This window comes from Pontibacter indicus, from assembly GCF_900156345.1.
Lineage (GTDB): Bacteria > Bacteroidota > Bacteroidia > Cytophagales > Hymenobacteraceae > Pontibacter > Pontibacter indicus.
The window spans coordinates 1,039,422-1,055,439 of the sequence record NZ_FTPP01000002.1; the positions used below are offsets into that span (position 1 = coordinate 1,039,422).

Consider the following 16,018-nt stretch of genomic DNA (forward strand, 5'->3'; position numbering starts at 1 on the left):
TTTTACGAGAGATTAAAGGAAGAGCCTAAAAATTCAAGCCGCAATTATTGGGAGGCAACTACTTAATTATCAGTAAGTACTAATGTCGGGTAGACCTTAATAAGGCAGTGTTAGCGCTTGAAAGGATGTCGCATGAAGGATATCTGCCCCATGGCGTCTTTTTCGTAGCGGGCCAAGGTATAGGGTTCAAATTGAGAAGAGAAATTCTGCTGGCCGGGTTGCACCTCGTTTGGAGCAGGTTGGCTGTTCAGGAAGAAATAGACCCGTGTAGTGCCATACTTGGTGTGCGGCATGTAGTTGCCATATTGCTCCATCTCTTGCCACAGCGTATCAGATAATGTAACGGCATAGATCCGCACGATAGGCCCGGTATTATTTTCGTTGCGGTAAAAAGCCACTTCCTTAAAGTCGCCATCCAGGTCATCGACGCTGGGCAGTGAAAAAGAATCGTAAATGAAGTAGAGGATGAGAGCAGCCGTGAGGCCTATTAAGGTATACTTTGTTGGTTTTGATAACATGATGTAAAATATAATTTCACAAAGGTACGGCTTAAAAAGGGCTAAGGCAAAGTGCCGGCAAACCGTATACCTGTCAGAAGCGGGCGTTTGCCTGAAATCACGATCTCCCGAAAAAGAAAAAGCTGCAGCCGACCCACGCCGACTGCAGCTTTCAACTCTTCACATGTAACTATTCCTCCACTCGCTTGATCAGCTTCTCCAAGATGTTCTGAGCGGCTACCGAAATAATCGTTCCCGGACCGAACACGCCTTCGGCACCTGCTTTAAAGAGGAAGTCATAGTCCTGGGCAGGTATAACGCCGCCCACGATCACCATGATGTCGGCACGGTCGAGCTTGCGGAGCTCCTCTATGAGCTGCGGCACCAGCGTTTTGTGGCCTGCTGCCAGCGACGATACGCCCACGACGTGCACGTCGTTTTCGGCGGCCTGCATAGCTACTTCCGCCGGCGTCTGGAACAGCGGCCCGATGTCCACGTCGAAGCCGAGGTCGGCGAAGGAGGTAGCGATGACTTTGGAACCGCGGTCATGCCCGTCCTGCCCCATCTTAGCGACCATGATGCGTGGCCGGCGGCCTTCCAGTTCCTCGAACTGATCGGCCAGCACCTTTGCCCGCTCGAAATTCTCATCGTCGGAGAGCTCGGCAGAATAGATGCCTGATATGGATCGTATCACAGCTTTGTGTCTTCCGTAAATTTTTTCAAGTGCGTCAGAGATCTCACCTAAGGTGGCGCGCACGCGGGCAGCATTCACAGCCAGCTCCAATAGGTTGCCCTCGTTGTATTCGGCAGCTTTTGTCAAGGCAAGAAGCGCTTCCTGCACTGCCTGGTCGTCTCGGCTTTCCTTTACCTGTGCCAGACGGCGCAGCTGCGACTCACGCACCACGGTATTGTCAATGTCCAGAATCTCAATTTCCTGTTCCTGCTCCGGCTTATACCGGTTCACGCCTACGATCACATCCTTGCCCGAGTCGATGCGGGCCTGCTTGCGGGCAGCCGCCTCCTCGATGCGCATTTTCGGCAGACCGGTTTCGATGGCTTTGGCCATACCGCCGAGCTCTTCCACTTCTTCGATCAATGCCCAGGCTTTGTGCGCGATCTCGTGCGTGAGTGCCTCCACGTAATAAGAGCCTCCCCACGGATCGACCACTTTGGTGATGTTGGTTTCCTGCTGCAGGTAAATCTGCGTGTTGCGGGCAATGCGGGCCGAGAAGTCGGTTGGCAGGGCAATGGCTTCGTCCAGGGCGTTGGTGTGCAAACTTTGGGTGCCGCCCAGGGCAGCAGCCAGGGCCTCCACACAGGTGCGGGCCACGTTATTGAAGGGGTCCTGCTCGGTGAGGCTCCAGCCGGATGTCTGGCAGTGCGTGCGCAGCGCCAGCGATTTGGGGTTTTTCGGGTTGAACTGCTGGATCAGCTTGGCCCACAGCATACGGGCCGCGCGCATCTTGGCGATCTCCATGAAGTGGTTCATGCCGATGGCCCAGAAGAAAGACAGGCGCGGGGCGAAATCATCGATGTCCATACCTGCCTGCAGACCGGTGCGAACATACTCCAGGCCGTCGGCCAAGGTATAGGCCAGCTCGATATCGGCGGTAGCGCCGGCCTCCTGCATGTGGTAGCCCGAAATGGAGATGGAGTTGAAGCGCGGCATCTTCTGCGAGGTATAGGCAAAGATATCGGCGATGATCTTCATGCTCGGCTCCGGCGGGTAGATGTAGGTGTTGCGCACCATAAACTCCTTCAGGATGTCGTTTTGGATGGTGCCGCTCAGCTGCTCCGGCTTCACGCCCTGCTCTTCAGCCGCCACTATGTAAAAGGCCATGATCGGTAGCACAGCCCCGTTCATGGTCATGGAAACCGACATCTGGTCCAGCGGAATCTGATCGAAGAGGATCTTCATGTCCTCCACAGAGTCGATAGCCACACCGGCTTTGCCCACGTCGCCCACCACCCGCGGGTGATCAGAGTCGTAGCCACGGTGCGTGGCCAGGTCAAAGGCTACCGAAAGGCCCTTTTGTCCGCCTGCCAGGTTGCGGCGGTAAAAGGCGTTACTTTCCTCGGCTGTGGAGAAGCCGGCGTACTGGCGGATGGTCCAGGGCTTCTGTACATACATGGTGCTGTAGGGACCGCGCAGGTAGGGCGGCAGACCGGCGGCAAAATCTAGGTGCTCAAAAGACCTGGCGTCTTCCAAGGTATAGTAGCTTTTTACCTTTATCTGCTCCGGCGTTTTCCAGGTTTTAGGCGGCATCAGGTTCTGTGGCCCTTTCTCCGCTTTGGCTACCTTGTTGATGTCTATATTAGAAAAGTCAGGCTTCATATTTTATTTTTGAATGAGTGAATGAGTGATTGTGTTAATGAATCCAATTATAAATCATCTCCTCTCTCTTTGATATTAACTTCTTGTAATGGGTAAGCACGGTTAGGAGACCAAATCATACCGTTGTTCTGTCAATGCTTTGCCAAAGGCAGTGGAAGGCTTTTCTTCCGTTAGCTGAAAGCCATAGCGCTTGTATAGAGCGATGGCGGGTTCCTGTTCGTGAGTGGTCCAGAGGTAACAAGAGGTATAGCCCTTTTCCCTGTAGAAATCCATGAACAGGTCCATGAGCTTTCTGCCCAGCCCAATGCCCCTGAATTCCGGCTCTATCAGGAAGCACCTTAACTGAGCCGCATTTCCGGGGCGGTGCATCAGTATGAGCGATCCGGCAATCCTGCCTTCATACTCTGCTAGCCATACCCGGTCTTTGCCTGCGTCGTACTGGCTGAAAAATTCGTGCAGCCCCTGGGCAACGTAGCTTTCAAACTCAATTCCGTACTGGCACTCGTTACTGTAAAGGGCACCGTGGCGATACGTGATATAGCCCAGGTCTCCTGGTTTTAATTCTGTTCTGATAATAAGGTCACTCAGTTGCATTGGTTGATTTTTGAATGAGTGATTGAGTGAATGAGTGATTAGGTATAAGTTGGTGAATTCTGCTTTAATAAACGGTGGTATGAACTATTTACAATTTGTGCCAGCCATTTGGGCTAAAAGGCTAAATCAACAAACCAAATGATAATTCACACAATCAAAAATAAAAAATCACTAACTCACTCAATCACTCAACCACTAAACTCATTAACTCGCGTGTTCAGAAGTAATCACCCAGCGGCCGTTGAGTTTCTTCCAAAGCTGCGATGAAACGCCACCCATCAGCTTTTTGCCCTGCAGGTCGATTTTCCAGCGGTACACGTAGTATACGGTTTCCGGCCCCACCTGCTCGATGTGCAGCGGCTCGTAGGTATAGTCGCCCATTTTGCTGCGGTCGGTGAAGTCGTTCTGGAACATCTCCAGCACTTCCTGCCAGCCCTGCTCGGTGCCGTTGCGGCTGATCCACAACATCTCCGGCGACTCCCAGTAAAAGTCCATGGCCTTCTCCAGTTCGCCTTTGTTCCAGGCTGCTACCTGCCCGTCGAGGGCCTGCTTTACTTCGGTAATCGCGTCGTTCATGATCGCTGTTTTTGTCTTTTATGAATATGAAGAGGTTATTACAGGTAGCCCTATACCTGTTGGCAGGTATAGCACACGGTTCCTACTGCTTACCTCCGTTGTTTTCCTCCCGCTCCAGGCGTTTGTGCACCAGCTCCAGAATGGTCGACATGTCGCAGTCCTCGAAAATGAACTCGTCGTACCCGTGGGCAATCATGTCGTCTTTCATGTGCTGCGGATCGTCGGCCATGATCATGGTGGGTTTCGTTTCGTGCTGTCGGATCTTGGAGCCGAACTCGCGGGCATATGTGGCTTCTGAGGTCGATACTACCACCACCTCCGCGGCTGCGTGCAGCAGGCGGTCAGCTGCTGACTCTACGTCCTCGTACTGCTGCATTTCGGTTTCGAAACCGGCGCAGCTGAAAAACTCCTTCGCAAACGAAGCGTTGATGTGGCGCTTCGCCTCCTGACCGATTACGGCGATAATGGCTCGCGGACGGCGCTTGCGCTTACGCAAATGCAGTTCGGTGGCCATGCGCATCACCTCCGTTGGGTAGGCGGCGCGGGTTGTGTCGAACTCGGCTCGTTGGATCAGTTCCTCCGGGTCAAAGTCGATCTTTTCTTTCGGGTTCGGGAATTTGTTCGTGCCCACCAGCACCATGCGGCCTGTGGCAATGTCGCGGAACTTCTGGCGGCTCACTTCGGTGATCGAGCCCAGAATAAATCCATTTTCATAAGCGGCCTCAAAACCTCCCTGTGCCTCTACTTGCTTGAACAGTTCCCAGGCTTTGGCAGCCAGCTCGCTGGTAAGCGACTCCAGGTAGTAAGAGCCTGCGGCCGGGTCCACAGCCTTGTCCAAGTACGATTCCTCTTTCAGGATGATGGACACGTTGCGGGCGATGCGCTCCGAGAACTCGTCGGAGTCTTTGAACGTGCTGTCGAAAGGTAAAACGGTGAGCGAGTCAGCGCCGGAGATAACGGCCGACATGGCCTCGGTGGTGACGCGGAGCATGTTCACGTAGGGGTCGAGCGTGGTCTGGTACCAGCTGGAGGTGGTGCTGTGAATGCGCAGCCTGGCCGCCAGTGCCGGATCAGCCTGGTAAGCCTCTACCACCAGAGACCACAGCAGACGTAGGGCGCGCAGCTTGGCAATCTCGAAAAAGTAATTGGTGCCGGCCCCCATGCAGAACAGCATGTTGCGCAACACCGACTCCAGTGGCTGACCGGCTGAGGTAAGGCGGTCGGTATAAGCAACGGCAGCACTCAGGGTATAGGCTACTTCCTGCGTGAGCGAAGCCCCGATGCTGCTGAAGTTGGTGCCGCAAACCGTTACCCCATAAAAGTCAGGGCTTTCTTTGGTCAGATCAAGTATCTCGGCCATGGTCTTGATTTCGGCCTCGCTCAGCTGGCCTTTTCCTGACATCGGGTCGTAGTTCAGGAAACCCTTCAGGTTGCGGTGCGAGATGTTCTGCTCCGAGAGTAGGGTATAGAGTCCTTTGAGGAAATCGTGCGGACTGCTACCCAAGGTATAGCTGACAGACTGTGAGGTCAGGTCGATCTGCTCGACCAGGTAAGCCACGTCGAAAGCCTGCGGATCCTCTACGATAAAGAGCACGCCGTCAGCGCCTCTGCTCAGGGCGTCGGCCGCCTTGTCGATGGCCGGTTTGCCGTTGCCCAGGGCTTTTATTTTCTGGATGTTCTGCCAGTTGTTGTCACTGCCGTTGGTGCCGCGCAGAAAAGGAAACTCGCCTGGTTTCTGCTGCGCAAAGGGCAGGTGTTCCGTGTCTTCGCGGGTATAGTAGGGCTTGATCGTAATGCCTTCATAGGTATGCCTGTTCAGGCTTTCGAGTGGGGTTTCGCGCAGGTCTTTCTGTGCGCGTGTTGCCCAATCGCCTGCCGTGCCCGGCTTGAATTCTGAGAATAGCTTCTGCTCGTCAGTCATCGTGTAGGGGTGTTAATTCCGTGTAAATATATACTTTCTCGCGCAGCTTATAAAAAGCGGGGAGAAGCTCCGGCAGTTTTTTGGCCACTGCCTACTTAGTCTACGTGAAGCACAAAGTGCCGGTATAGCCAAAAACCGAGTAAGAGCCACACCAGGACGATGACAACCGCCATGATATAATTTGGTTTCCGCTGCAGGAGCTGTTGCCTGGCCTTTGCGCGGTACTCGGTCACTACCTCCGCAGGCAGAAGTTTAATGGATAGCCAGATGCCGAGCGGGAGCAGGAGCAGGTCGTCGAGGTAACCGAGCACAGGTATAAAATCCGGGATCAGGTCGATGGGGCTGAAGGCGTAGGCGACCGTGATGATGAGCACCACCTTGGCAAAGAAGGGCACGCGCGGGTCGCGGTAGGCCAGGTATAAGGTATAGATGTCCTCTTTGAGTTTCCGGACAGCAGCTTTCCACTTTTGCAGCATGGATTGTTGTACGGCAATCCCGAAAAATATGTAGCTTTAGAGGAAGTAAGCCCTTGAACTTTCTTTAGAATTACGGTTAGTTAGTTTTTCTACATCTCGTACTATATTGATTAGTTCTATGTAGTTCATATGTGATGTTATACTAAGTTTTATCCGTTTGCTTCAACTGTCACAAAAGCATTGCTTGTAACATCAATACTACGCAAGTATTCTCTTCTCTCGACGGCTTCACTTAGCTTCGCTAAACTATCCACTCTTTTCTTGCCAAGAACTTCTGTATTATGAATTTTGACAGCGGTACCTGTCATACATACCATCAGCATGCCTTTGTCACCTCCGACCTCAGCATAGTCAATATCAGCACCGATAACAGCATTTCCACCGAGCTGGATACACTTAAGCCGCAATTGAGCCAGGCAGAGATTTTCGCCATTACTAATTTTGCTACTATATGCTCCAGACTGCATACCGAAGAAATCAGTAAAGCTTGACTTAAGCTCTGATAGAACTCCTGTACCAGTCGTAGATTGCCCCGTTACCATGTCAAGCACATCGTATTCCCAACGATGCGGTGACTGAAGCGAGATTACAGGCACGCTATCAACTATAGACTCTATCAGCTTATCTAAAGAGTTACGTTCAGTGAAGAATTTTCCTTTGGCTACCTCATATAGCCTTTGAGCGCATTTCTCACAGTAGTAATCATGACTAGACCCTGAAAACTCTTTGATAATAGGTACAAACCTTCTGCTAATAAGTTTATTAGTGCCTATTAAACCACTTGTCTTTAGCTTCGAATCACAGTTTGGGCATTCGGTAAAAGTTGCTGTAGCCTGTTCCATTTGTAAAATTGGGAGATTAAGATTTCAAAATTGTTTTATAAAGTGAGTTAATAGGTAAGCTAGATTAGATGAAATAGATCCTGTTTCAATTATGGAATTCAATTACTAATTCACTTATGTTCCTTAAATAGTAGTGAAACTATCTAATTAGAGAATTAACAGTAGACATATAAATATTAGTTAGTAAATATATGTAAATTTTTATATAATATGTTAAATTTATAATTAGGTCAATTCTTAGGTACCTAAGTATTTGACTTCCTATGTAAGCATATTACAGGTTTCAAAAGTTGTATTGAATTTCCTCATGGAGTAACATAAGTTGATATATCATTTGTGAATAATATGTAGCTTTAAAGGAAGCAAACTCTTGAACCTAAATATGAAACGTTCCTCTACTCTTCTCCCTAAAGTACTGCCCCTCTGCCTGGGTATGCTGGTGTCCGTGCCCGGCCTTGCGCAGGACTCCAAACTACTGGCCCGGGCCAATACCATGGCTGACAAGCTCGAACCGAAAGTGATCGAATGGCGCCGCGACTTTCATCAGTACCCGGAGCTGGGCAACCGCGAAACCAAAACTGCTGAGAAGATCGCCGCGCATCTTCGCAAGCTAGGAATAGAAGTAGAGACCGGCGTGGCGCATACCGGTGTAGTGGGCGTGCTGAAAGGCGGGAAGCCTGGCCCGGTGGTGGCCCTACGCGCCGATATTGACGGTCTGCCGGTGACGGAGCGAACGGATGTGCCCTTTGCCTCGAGAGAGCGCAGCACCTACAATGGGCAGGAGGTAGGCGTGATGCATGCCTGCGGGCACGATACCCACATTGCCATGCTGATGGGAGCCGCCGAGATTCTGGCAGGTATGCAGAAAGACCTGAAAGGAACCGTGAAGTTTATCTTTCAGCCGGCTGAGGAAGGATCACCGATAGGCGAGGAGGGAGGCGCTGCCCTGATGGTAAAAGAAGGCGTGCTCGACAAAGGCCCGAAACCGGAAGTCATCTTCGGACTCCACATCAACTCGCAAACAGAGGTCGGCACCATCAAGTATACCCCCGGCGGCACCATGGCAAGCGCCGACATTTTCCGCATCAAGGTAAAGGGCAAACAGTCGCACGGTGCCTACCCCTGGTCAGGTATAGACCCGATCGTGACATCGGCTCAGATCATCAACGGCCTGCAAACCATCATCAGTCGCCAGACGCAGTTGCCGGAGGGCGCTGCTATCATCACGGTGGGCAGCATCCATGGGGGTGTGCGCAACAACATTATTCCGGAGGAGGTGCTGATGGAAGGCACCATCCGGGCACTGGATGTAGAGATGCAAAAGAAGCTGCACGAGAAGATTAAGCTGACCGCCACCAAAATCGCTGAGAGCAGCGGGGCCGTAGCCGAGGTAGAGATCATCCCGCAGACCCCTGTCACCTACAACGACCCAGCCCTGACCGAGCGCATGCTGCCTACGCTGCACACCGTAGCCGGACGCGACAAGGTGGTGCTGGCCAAAGCCGTGACCGGTGCCGAGGACTTTGCTTTCTACCAGGAGAAAATTCCGGGCCTATTCCTTTTTGTGGGCGGCATGTCCAAAGGCAAGAAGCCGGAGGAAGTAGCCCCACACCATACCCCTGATTTCCTTATCGATGAAAGCGGGCTGAAGCTGGGTGTGAAGACGTTGACCAGCCTTACTTTGAACTACATGGAAGGAAAAAGTAAGAAATAAACAGGTATAAAAAAGCCTCCCTCAATTTGTGCTGAGGGAGGCTTTTTGTTGTAAGGATTACTGCAGCACGAGTTTGCCTGTTTCGATGGGCGAGAGCTGGCTGGTTAAGGTATAGGTATAGAGCCCTGAGGCCAGTTTGGCTGGGCGGGCGAAGTCGTTTCTGCCTGGCCTTAAGGTATAGCTGGCCACCACCTTACCCGTTATATCGCGCACCAGCAGGTGGAGCGCTGGCAGGTCGGGCGCCTCGAAAGTAAATTCCCCGCGTGCCGGGTTCGGGTATAGCTTCGGCCTTTCGGGAGGGAGATCGTCACCGGAGGAAAGCGGACGGCGCTGCTCGCCTACGTAAATGTAAGCGAAGGCCCAGGCGAATTCCTTATTCCGCCCATACTGGTAGGCAGGCTGTTTGTTGTCTGCCCAGCTTCGCAAGCCAATCAGGTATGGCGTTGCCCGCTCCAGTGCCGGAGTTGGGGTGAAGGTATAGCTGATGGCGTAGCCGTTCGTTGTGTCCCTGAATTGCAGGGCAGTGTCTACCAGCTGCAGCGTGTCAATTTCTCCGGACTGGCGCGCAATAAGTGGTAAGATATCCTGGCCGGGAATGTTCCGCAAATAGAATTCTAGCTTGACCGGCTGCCCGGGCCACGTTTGTATAGAACCGTCTTCATTCACTGTCAGGCGATCCTTGTTGATCAGGCTGATTTCGGGCTGCTCCAGCCGCTCCTTCACAAATAGAGTCATTTCCACGACCGTAGAGCCTAATTGTGTGCCATCCCTGAACTCTGTAATGCGCACATTAAGAACATACAGGCCGCTTGCTTTAGGGTTTGGCCAGTGTAGTTCGCCAAACTCGTTTATCCTTAGCCCCTCAGGCTGTTGGTATCCAGGTGCAGCAACTATTCCATTCGAAGGGTTTCTATACTTAGGGATCACGAGGTCATACATCAGGTAATCACCATCGGCATCGTATGCCAGAAGGTTGTGTGTCCAGGGCTCACCTGAAAATACTTGTGCAACTCCCGTCCCGGCTAGTTTTGCGCTGTTCAGGTTTTTCAGTGGACTGCCTGCTTTCACATTGGTATAGATGTAAAGGAAGAGCTGATCCGTTGGGGCTGCCAGGTTCAGGATGCCGCCATACCTGTTCTCTCCGATCCAACTTACGGTGTAGTCACCTACCGAGGCATAGGTATGCGACCACCTGTAAACAGCAGTATAGAAACTTTTACTATACATGTTAAAGGCAGCTCTTATAACAGTCGTAACACTACCATCTCCCATATTCATAAAAACTCGTGGGTCATCAACTGTTGATCCAATGTAATTATAAGTCGTCATCTCAAAATTGAGCTTTAGCGGGTTCTGTGGGTCGGTAGTATAGCTGATGTAGCCACTGTAATTGTGTGTGGCCTGTACTAGCACAGGCGCCAGCAACAGAGCGAGTATACAAAGTAAAGGTTTGATATTCATAGGTATAGCCTTAAAGGTATAAAACAAAACAGTAAATCCTTAATACGCTATTTTTATAATAATATTACGTAATTATTGTATATATTTGCTGCTTCTGATTTTTAGCTATACCTGTTTGGCAGCCCTACTGCAGCACCAGCTTCCCGTTCTGGATCGGTTGCGCCTGGCTCGTCAAGGTATAGAAGTAGAGTCCCGGGCTTAGTGTAGCAGGTCTGCTGAGGAGATTCTGACCAGGCTGCAAGGTATAGCCGGCCACCTTTTTGCCATTCACATCATGCAGGTGCAGGTATAGGTCCGGTAGTTCAGGGGCCTCTATCATAAACTTGTCGGTAGCGGGGTTGGGGTAAAGCTTTATTTTGTCTGTTGCCAGTTCGTCTTCAATCGACAGAGGTATAGGTTCCGAGACGAATACCTGCAACACAAGTTCCTGGGTAGTAGAGGGAGAACTGTTGCTGGTACGCAACTGCATCGAAGTGCTGCTGATCGTGATGGTATAGGGCTTGCTGCTGACTTGCGCCTGCGAGGGGTTAAAAACAAGCTCTCCCACTTTACTGTCAGCCGAGTCGCGGGTAACGAAGCTGAAGTGCCCGGCCCCGGCTTTCAGGTTGCTGTCGATGGTTAAATTCACTGTGTTGCCCAAACCGTTGTAGGCAAACAACATCACTTTTGTGTCCTGCCCAGGTAGGCTACTGATATGGCCTTCCGGGGTGTATTTTAAGTTGCCTGACGCCAGCATACCCAGTTTTACCTCATCAGGTTGCCAGATTAGAAGGGAGACTGGGAGCGTCGCGATGTAAATTTGGGGTAAGTATGGTGTGCCAGGATTTCTGAATGCGAAGTTGAAATTGATCCCATAGGGTTGTCTTCGGCTGAGCGCCTCAGGGGCAGTGAAGGTGAACTCGGTTACAAAAGTGTTGATACTGCGAAGCGTAACATCCTGTAATCCCAGTCCCTGCAACTCACTGACCCAGGATTTCTCGGCTATCTGGGGGAAAAACAACCGAAGCGTCACCCGCTCTCCGGGCTTGACCAGCAGCCTGCCGTCTTTCAGGAAGGTGAGTTCTGCCCTGTTTTCTATTTTTATTTCCGGAAACGCGATTGGGTCGGCGAGTACCAGAAACTGCATGTCGAATATCGTATGGCCAATTTTTTTGCCTTTTCGGTACTCCGTAATCGCCACCGCGAAGGCGTATTCTCCCACTTTGTCAGGATTCTCCCAATACACCTCACCGAAACGGTTAATGGTGAATCCTTCCGGAACAGTGAATCCGGGCGCTGACTGAAGTACTCTCTGAGCATCAGCATGCAAAGGGGCGATCAGTTCATAGCCCAGGCTATCGCCATCCGGGTTATAGGCAAGCAGGTTAAATCGCATAGGATTTCCCCGGTACGCGGTAAAATGCGGCTCCGTTTTAATTTGCACACTATTCCGGTTGAGGTCAAGGGGGTTAACTCGTATCTCCGTTGCGATGCCCATTAGCAACTGATCGCTTGGAGGAGCCAGGTTCAGGATGCCGCCGTTCCTGTTTTCACCTATCCACGACACTGTGAAAGTGCCTGGGGCAGGAAAGGTGTACTCCCACTTAAAAATTTCTCTGTCCACATTTGTTCTGAGGTTCGTTACAGATTGCCGGTCTACTCTAATTGTATGACCGTCTCCCATCGAGATCATGACAAAGGGCTCATCCCCAGCAGACTCAGTGGCTGTATAGAGTGTAAAAGTAAAATGAGCCTTTCGAGGATTTTCCGCGTCCAGGGTGTGGGAAATGTAGCCGCCCCGCAAATGGGTTGCCTGGCTTGACGAAGTGAGGAAAAGAGTGAAAAGAAAGAAAAGGAAAGCGTAAAAGTTTATTTTCATACAGGATGTGTTATTTGGTGTCAGCAATATATGACAATTTGTATATAATTGGTCAAGAGTATCTAAAAGAGTCCCGTAGAAAATCTTCCTGTTTTATAGGCGGAACAGTTTTGCCAGGCCCCACAATGTTGATAACTTTGGGGATAATTACAGACTCACCTCATGAAGTGCCCTTATTTTAAATACCTCCCCGGCCTGGCCTTTCTGCTCAGCCTGGCGGCTTGTCAGCGGCCTATGCACCCTGCCACCAGCTTGGCCGACACGCGCCTGGCCGTAGACCATACCCAGGCGGTTGATCCGGCTGTAGAAGCGCTGGTTGCCCCCTACCGCGAGGAGGTGACCGTGAAAATGTCCGAAGTAGTGGGCTCGGCGCCTGTGGCGCTGGGCAAGGGCGACTATGAATCGCCGCTCGGCAACTTTGTGGTGGACCTGCAACTGGCCCAGAGCGAACCCATCTACGGCAAGCCCATCGACCTGTCCATCACCACCGAGGGCGGACTGCGCGTGCCTTTGCCTGCCGGCAACATTACCACAGGGCACATTTTCGAGCTGATGCCGTTTGAGAACGAGATGGTGGTGCTGACCCTGAGCGGGGAGGCCGTACAGCAGCTGTTCAACGATGCCGCCGCCCGCAAGATCACCTACATCGGCAACGCCACCTATACCGTGAACAAGGGCAAGGCGCAGGACATCAAGATCAAGGGCCAACCCCTGGACCTGCATAAGACCTATACCTTGCTTACTTCGGATTATCTGGCAGGCGGCGGCGATAAACTCGACATGCTCAAGAACCCGATCAAGTACGAAAAACTGGGCCTGCTGCTCCGCGACGCCATCCACCAGCACATCCAGCAGCTCACGGCGGCTGGCAAGCAGGTGACGGCACCAGCCGAAAAACGTGTGACCATTCTCCCCTAAGCTATACCTGAACCCATGAAGAGAAGAGACTTTTTGAAGCACACCGCCATTGGCGCGGCAGGTATCGGCATATTGGGACTGCCTTTTTCGGCAGAAGCTGCCCGCGAAGGTATACGCCTCACCATTCTGCACACCAACGACCAGCACTCGCGCATTGATCCTTTTCCGGACGATGGCCGCAAGTACGGCGGCATGGGCGGCATGGCCCGTCGTGCCTCGCTCATCAAAAGCATACGCCAGCAGGAGCCCAACGTGCTGCTGCTCGACTCCGGCGACATCTGGCAGGGCACGCCGTACTTCAACTTTTTTGAGGGCGAGCTCGAGTATAAACTCATGACCCAGATGGGCTACGACGCCGCCACGCTCGGCAATCACGACTTCGACATCGGGCTGGAAGGGCTGCAAAAGCAGCTGCCGCTGGCAGGTTTTCCGTTTCTCACGGCCAATTATGATTTCTCCAACACCATCCTCAAAGGCCGCTTTCAGCCCTACAAGGTGTTCGAAAAACAAGGTATACGGGTGGGCATATTCGGCCTAGGTATAGAGCTCGACGGACTGGTGAGCAAGAACATGTATGGTGAAACCCTATACCTGGACCCGGTGGAGGAAGCACGCAAAATGGTGCAGGCGCTGCGCGAAAAAGAAAAGTGCCACTATGTGATCTGCCTCTCGCACCTGGGGTATAGCTACGACACTGAAAAAATAGACGACCGCAAGCTGGCCACGCAGGTCAGCGGCATCGACCTGATCCTGGGCGGCCACACCCATACCTTCATGGAAAAGCCGGAAGTGCTGCGCCACGAAAACGGGCACGAGACCATGATTAACCAAGTGGGCTGGTCGGGCTTGTTTTTGGGCAGAATAGATGTTACATTCAGCAGAAAATCAAAGCGTAGGACCGACACCCGGACCGCTGTGTTGGCTGTGGATAACCCTGTATTAACTTCGTGAATAAATAATTTTTTGTTTAGAATAAATTGGTCAAATTTGTAACCCCCCCACCGTTAAGGAGAGGTTTGTTACACCCAACGGATCTTTTGTGTTTTGGAAAATTGGATGATAAAAGACTGTTCAACAGTATGGAGTAACTGTCTACAGGTAATTAAGGAAAATATTGGCGAGCAGAGCTTTAAGACTTGGTTCGAACCGATCAAGCCCTTATCCCTGCGTGACAACGTGCTGACCATACAAGTGCCCAGCCAGTTCTTTTATGAGTGGCTGGAGGAGCACTATGTAAGCCTGTTGAAGAAGGTGATCTACCAGGAACTGGGCAGTGAGGGGCGCCTGGAGTACTCCATTATCGTGGACCGTGGCAACGAGGCAAACAAGCCGCAAACGGTTAACATTCCGACCAAGAAAATTCCGCAAGCGGTAGTCAACTCTTACCGGCCGGAGCAGAACTTCATAAAGAGCCCGTTCGAGTCGAAGACCATCGACCGCAACTTCCTGAACTCACAGCTGAACGGCGCCTATACCTTTGAGAACTACATCGAGGGAGACTGTAACCGTTTGGCCCGCTCAGCTGGCTATGCCGTGGCTAACAAGCCGGGCACCACGTCTTTTAACCCGCTGATGGTATACGGCGGCGTGGGACTGGGCAAGACGCACCTGGTGCAGGCCATCGGTAACCACATCAAAAACAGCAATCCCGAGAAGTTTGTGCTCTACGTATCATCCGAGAAATTCGTGAACCAGTTCATCGAATCGCTCAAAACGAACAACGTACAGGACTTTGCCAACTTCTATTTGCTGGTAGATATCCTGATCATCGACGACGTGCAGTTTTTGAGCGGCAAGGAGAAAACGCAGGAAATGTTCTTCCACATCTTCAACCACCTGCACCAGTCCGGCAAGCAGATCGTGATGACTTCGGACTGTCCGCCGCGTGACCTGAAAGGTTTGGAGGAGCGTCTGCTGTCCCGTTTCAAGTGGGGTCTCACTGCCGACCTGCAGAGCCCGGATTTTGAAACGCGTATGGCCATCATCCAGAAAAAGATGCAGGGCGACGGCATCGACATACCCGACAACGTGGTGGAGTACCTGGCCTATAGCGTGGACACCAACGTGCGTGAGCTGGAAGGTGTACTGATCTCCCTGATCGCGCAGTCTTCACTCAACCGCAAAGAAATTGACCTGGAGCTTGCCAAGCAGGCCCTGAAGCATATTATTGAGGATGTGGAAACCGAGGTGAACCTCGACTTCATCCAGAAAACCGTGGCCGAGTACTTCCAGGTGAGCCTGGACTCGCTCAAAGCCAAAACCCGCAAGAAGGAGATCGTAACGGCGCGTCAGGTGGCCATGTACTTTGCCAAGGAGTTCACCAGCCACTCGCTCAAGTCCATCGGTTACCACTTCGGCGGCCGCGACCACAGTACGGTGATTCACTCGGTTCAAACCGTTTCTGACCTGATCGACACGGACAAGAAATTCAAGGTGAGCATTCAGGAACTGCAAAAGAAATTCAAATCGAAGGCAGGCTAAGCTATACCGGACCGAAGCGCTACATTAAAACAGAACCGCCGCTGCTATGCCTGAGTAGCGGCGGTTTTTGTTTAGCTATACCTGCTGATAATTCAGCCAAAAAAGAAGAAGGCTATACCTGCGCAGGTATAGCCTTCTTCTTTTTATTAGGTCGCTCTCCGGCCTATCGTGTTTTGGTTTTTTGCAAAACGCGCAGACCCATCATCAGCACAGGTATAGCGCCGAGCGCCAGCACAAAGTAGGCTTGCGGACTGGCGCTCATACTGAAGTTCAGGTATAGCGTGGCAGTCAGCAAAATAGCCAGACCCAGGCAAAAGCGAATCAGTTCGGACGATCGTTTCATCC

14 protein-coding genes are annotated in these 16,018 nt (G+C 51.8%); 4 read left to right on the forward strand and 10 right to left on the reverse strand.

The genetic code is table 11. The annotated features are described in order from the left end of the window. Window positions 1–110: 110 nt before the first annotated feature. From B0B12_RS13400 to B0B12_RS20750, 7 genes are all read right to left on the reverse strand, one after another. Window positions 111–518, reverse strand: coding sequence for a hypothetical protein (locus tag B0B12_RS13400; protein WP_076669557.1), 408 nt, complete (start codon window positions 516–518; stop codon window positions 111–113). 169 nt (window positions 519–687) lie between these two features. Then, a complete protein-coding gene (scpA, locus tag B0B12_RS13405) occupies window positions 688–2,832 on the reverse strand; it encodes a methylmalonyl-CoA mutase (protein WP_076669558.1) in 2,145 nt (714 codons plus the stop codon). 102 nt (window positions 2,833–2,934) lie between these two features. Continuing rightward, window positions 2,935–3,426 (reverse strand): GNAT family N-acetyltransferase, encoded by a 492-nt coding sequence (locus B0B12_RS13410; RefSeq protein ID WP_076669560.1) that lies wholly within the window; start codon window positions 3,424–3,426, stop codon window positions 2,935–2,937. A gap of 204 nt (window positions 3,427–3,630) precedes the next feature. Continuing rightward, entirely contained in the window at window positions 3,631–4,002 is a 372-nt protein-coding gene (locus tag B0B12_RS13415; protein WP_083704208.1) for a YybH family protein, read from the reverse strand. Between the two features lie 82 nt (window positions 4,003–4,084). Then, window positions 4,085–5,923 carry a methylmalonyl-CoA mutase family protein gene (locus B0B12_RS13420; RefSeq protein ID WP_076669562.1) on the reverse strand — a complete coding sequence of 613 codons (1,839 nt, stop codon included), beginning with the start codon at window positions 5,921–5,923 and terminating at the stop codon, window positions 4,085–4,087. Window positions 5,924–6,018: 95 nt separating this feature from the next. Further along, window positions 6,019–6,399, reverse strand: coding sequence for a YkvA family protein (locus tag B0B12_RS13425; RefSeq protein WP_076669563.1), 381 nt, complete (start codon window positions 6,397–6,399; stop codon window positions 6,019–6,021). A 149-nt stretch (window positions 6,400–6,548) separates the two neighbouring features. Continuing rightward, window positions 6,549–7,241, reverse strand: coding sequence for a YbjQ family protein (locus tag B0B12_RS20750; protein ID WP_076669565.1), 693 nt, complete (start codon window positions 7,239–7,241; stop codon window positions 6,549–6,551). 382 nt (window positions 7,242–7,623) lie between these two features. Between B0B12_RS20750 and B0B12_RS13435 the strand changes: the two genes are divergently transcribed. Continuing rightward, window positions 7,624–8,955 carry an amidohydrolase gene (locus B0B12_RS13435; RefSeq protein WP_076669567.1) on the forward strand — a complete coding sequence of 444 codons (1,332 nt, stop codon included), beginning with the start codon at window positions 7,624–7,626 and terminating at the stop codon, window positions 8,953–8,955. Window positions 8,956–9,012: 57 nt separating this feature from the next. Here the strand turns inward: B0B12_RS13435 and B0B12_RS13440 are convergent, their stop codons facing one another. Both B0B12_RS13440 and B0B12_RS13445 read right to left on the reverse strand, forming a co-directional pair. Further along, complete coding sequence (locus tag B0B12_RS13440; protein ID WP_076669568.1) at window positions 9,013–10,416, reverse strand: T9SS type A sorting domain-containing protein; 1,404 nt, start codon at window positions 10,414–10,416, stop codon at window positions 9,013–9,015. A 124-nt stretch (window positions 10,417–10,540) separates the two neighbouring features. After that, the gene (locus B0B12_RS13445) at window positions 10,541–12,019 is read right to left on the reverse strand and encodes a T9SS type A sorting domain-containing protein (protein WP_170871865.1); all 1,479 of its coding nucleotides are present in this window, start codon (window positions 12,017–12,019) and stop codon (window positions 10,541–10,543) included. A 417-nt stretch (window positions 12,020–12,436) separates the two neighbouring features. Here B0B12_RS13445 and B0B12_RS13450 point away from each other — a divergent pair, with 417 nt between their 5' ends. The 3 genes from B0B12_RS13450 (at window position 12,437) to dnaA (ending at window position 15,673) form a co-directional block, all read left to right on the forward strand. Further along, a complete protein-coding gene (locus B0B12_RS13450) occupies window positions 12,437–13,192 on the forward strand; it encodes a 5'-nucleotidase C-terminal domain-containing protein (protein WP_076669572.1) in 756 nt (251 codons plus the stop codon). Between the two features lie 15 nt (window positions 13,193–13,207). After that, the gene (locus B0B12_RS13455) at window positions 13,208–14,143 is read left to right on the forward strand and encodes a metallophosphoesterase (protein ID WP_076669574.1); all 936 of its coding nucleotides are present in this window, start codon (window positions 13,208–13,210) and stop codon (window positions 14,141–14,143) included. Window positions 14,144–14,248: 105 nt separating this feature from the next. Continuing rightward, window positions 14,249–15,673, forward strand: a complete 1,425-nt coding sequence (dnaA, locus tag B0B12_RS13460) for a chromosomal replication initiator protein DnaA (RefSeq protein ID WP_076669575.1) — start codon at window positions 14,249–14,251, stop codon at window positions 15,671–15,673. 163 nt (window positions 15,674–15,836) lie between these two features. On the opposite strand, the gene B0B12_RS13465 is transcribed toward dnaA, so the two are convergent. After that, the gene (locus B0B12_RS13465; RefSeq protein WP_076669577.1) at window positions 15,837–16,016 is read right to left on the reverse strand and encodes a hypothetical protein; all 180 of its coding nucleotides are present in this window, start codon (window positions 16,014–16,016) and stop codon (window positions 15,837–15,839) included. Window positions 16,017–16,018: the final 2 nt, after the last annotated feature.

Excerpts from the sequence above, each read along its gene's own strand:
- dnaA (WP_076669575.1), top strand. The coding sequence starts at position 14,249 with ATGATAAAAGACTGTTCAACAGTATGGAGTAACTGTCTACAGGTAATT.
- B0B12_RS13455 (WP_076669574.1), top strand. The coding sequence starts at position 13,208 with ATGAAGAGAAGAGACTTTTTGAAGCACACCGCCATTGGCGCGGCAGGT.
- B0B12_RS20750 (WP_076669565.1), bottom strand. The coding sequence starts at position 7,241 with ATGGAACAGGCTACAGCAACTTTTACCGAATGCCCAAACTGTGATTCG.
- B0B12_RS13435 (WP_076669567.1), top strand. The coding sequence starts at position 7,624 with ATGAAACGTTCCTCTACTCTTCTCCCTAAAGTACTGCCCCTCTGCCTG.
- B0B12_RS13450 (WP_076669572.1), top strand. The coding sequence starts at position 12,437 with ATGAAGTGCCCTTATTTTAAATACCTCCCCGGCCTGGCCTTTCTGCTC.
- B0B12_RS13425 (WP_076669563.1), bottom strand. The coding sequence starts at position 6,399 with ATGCTGCAAAAGTGGAAAGCTGCTGTCCGGAAACTCAAAGAGGACATC.
- B0B12_RS13465 (WP_076669577.1), bottom strand. The coding sequence starts at position 16,016 with ATGAAACGATCGTCCGAACTGATTCGCTTTTGCCTGGGTCTGGCTATT.
- B0B12_RS13400 (WP_076669557.1), bottom strand. The coding sequence starts at position 518 with ATGTTATCAAAACCAACAAAGTATACCTTAATAGGCCTCACGGCTGCT.
- B0B12_RS13410 (WP_076669560.1), bottom strand. The coding sequence starts at position 3,426 with ATGCAACTGAGTGACCTTATTATCAGAACAGAATTAAAACCAGGAGAC.
- B0B12_RS13415 (WP_083704208.1), bottom strand. The coding sequence starts at position 4,002 with ATGAACGACGCGATTACCGAAGTAAAGCAGGCCCTCGACGGGCAGGTA.
- B0B12_RS13440 (WP_076669568.1), bottom strand. The coding sequence starts at position 10,416 with ATGAATATCAAACCTTTACTTTGTATACTCGCTCTGTTGCTGGCGCCT.
- B0B12_RS13420 (WP_076669562.1), bottom strand. The coding sequence starts at position 5,923 with ATGACTGACGAGCAGAAGCTATTCTCAGAATTCAAGCCGGGCACGGCA.
- scpA (WP_076669558.1), bottom strand. The coding sequence starts at position 2,832 with ATGAAGCCTGACTTTTCTAATATAGACATCAACAAGGTAGCCAAAGCG.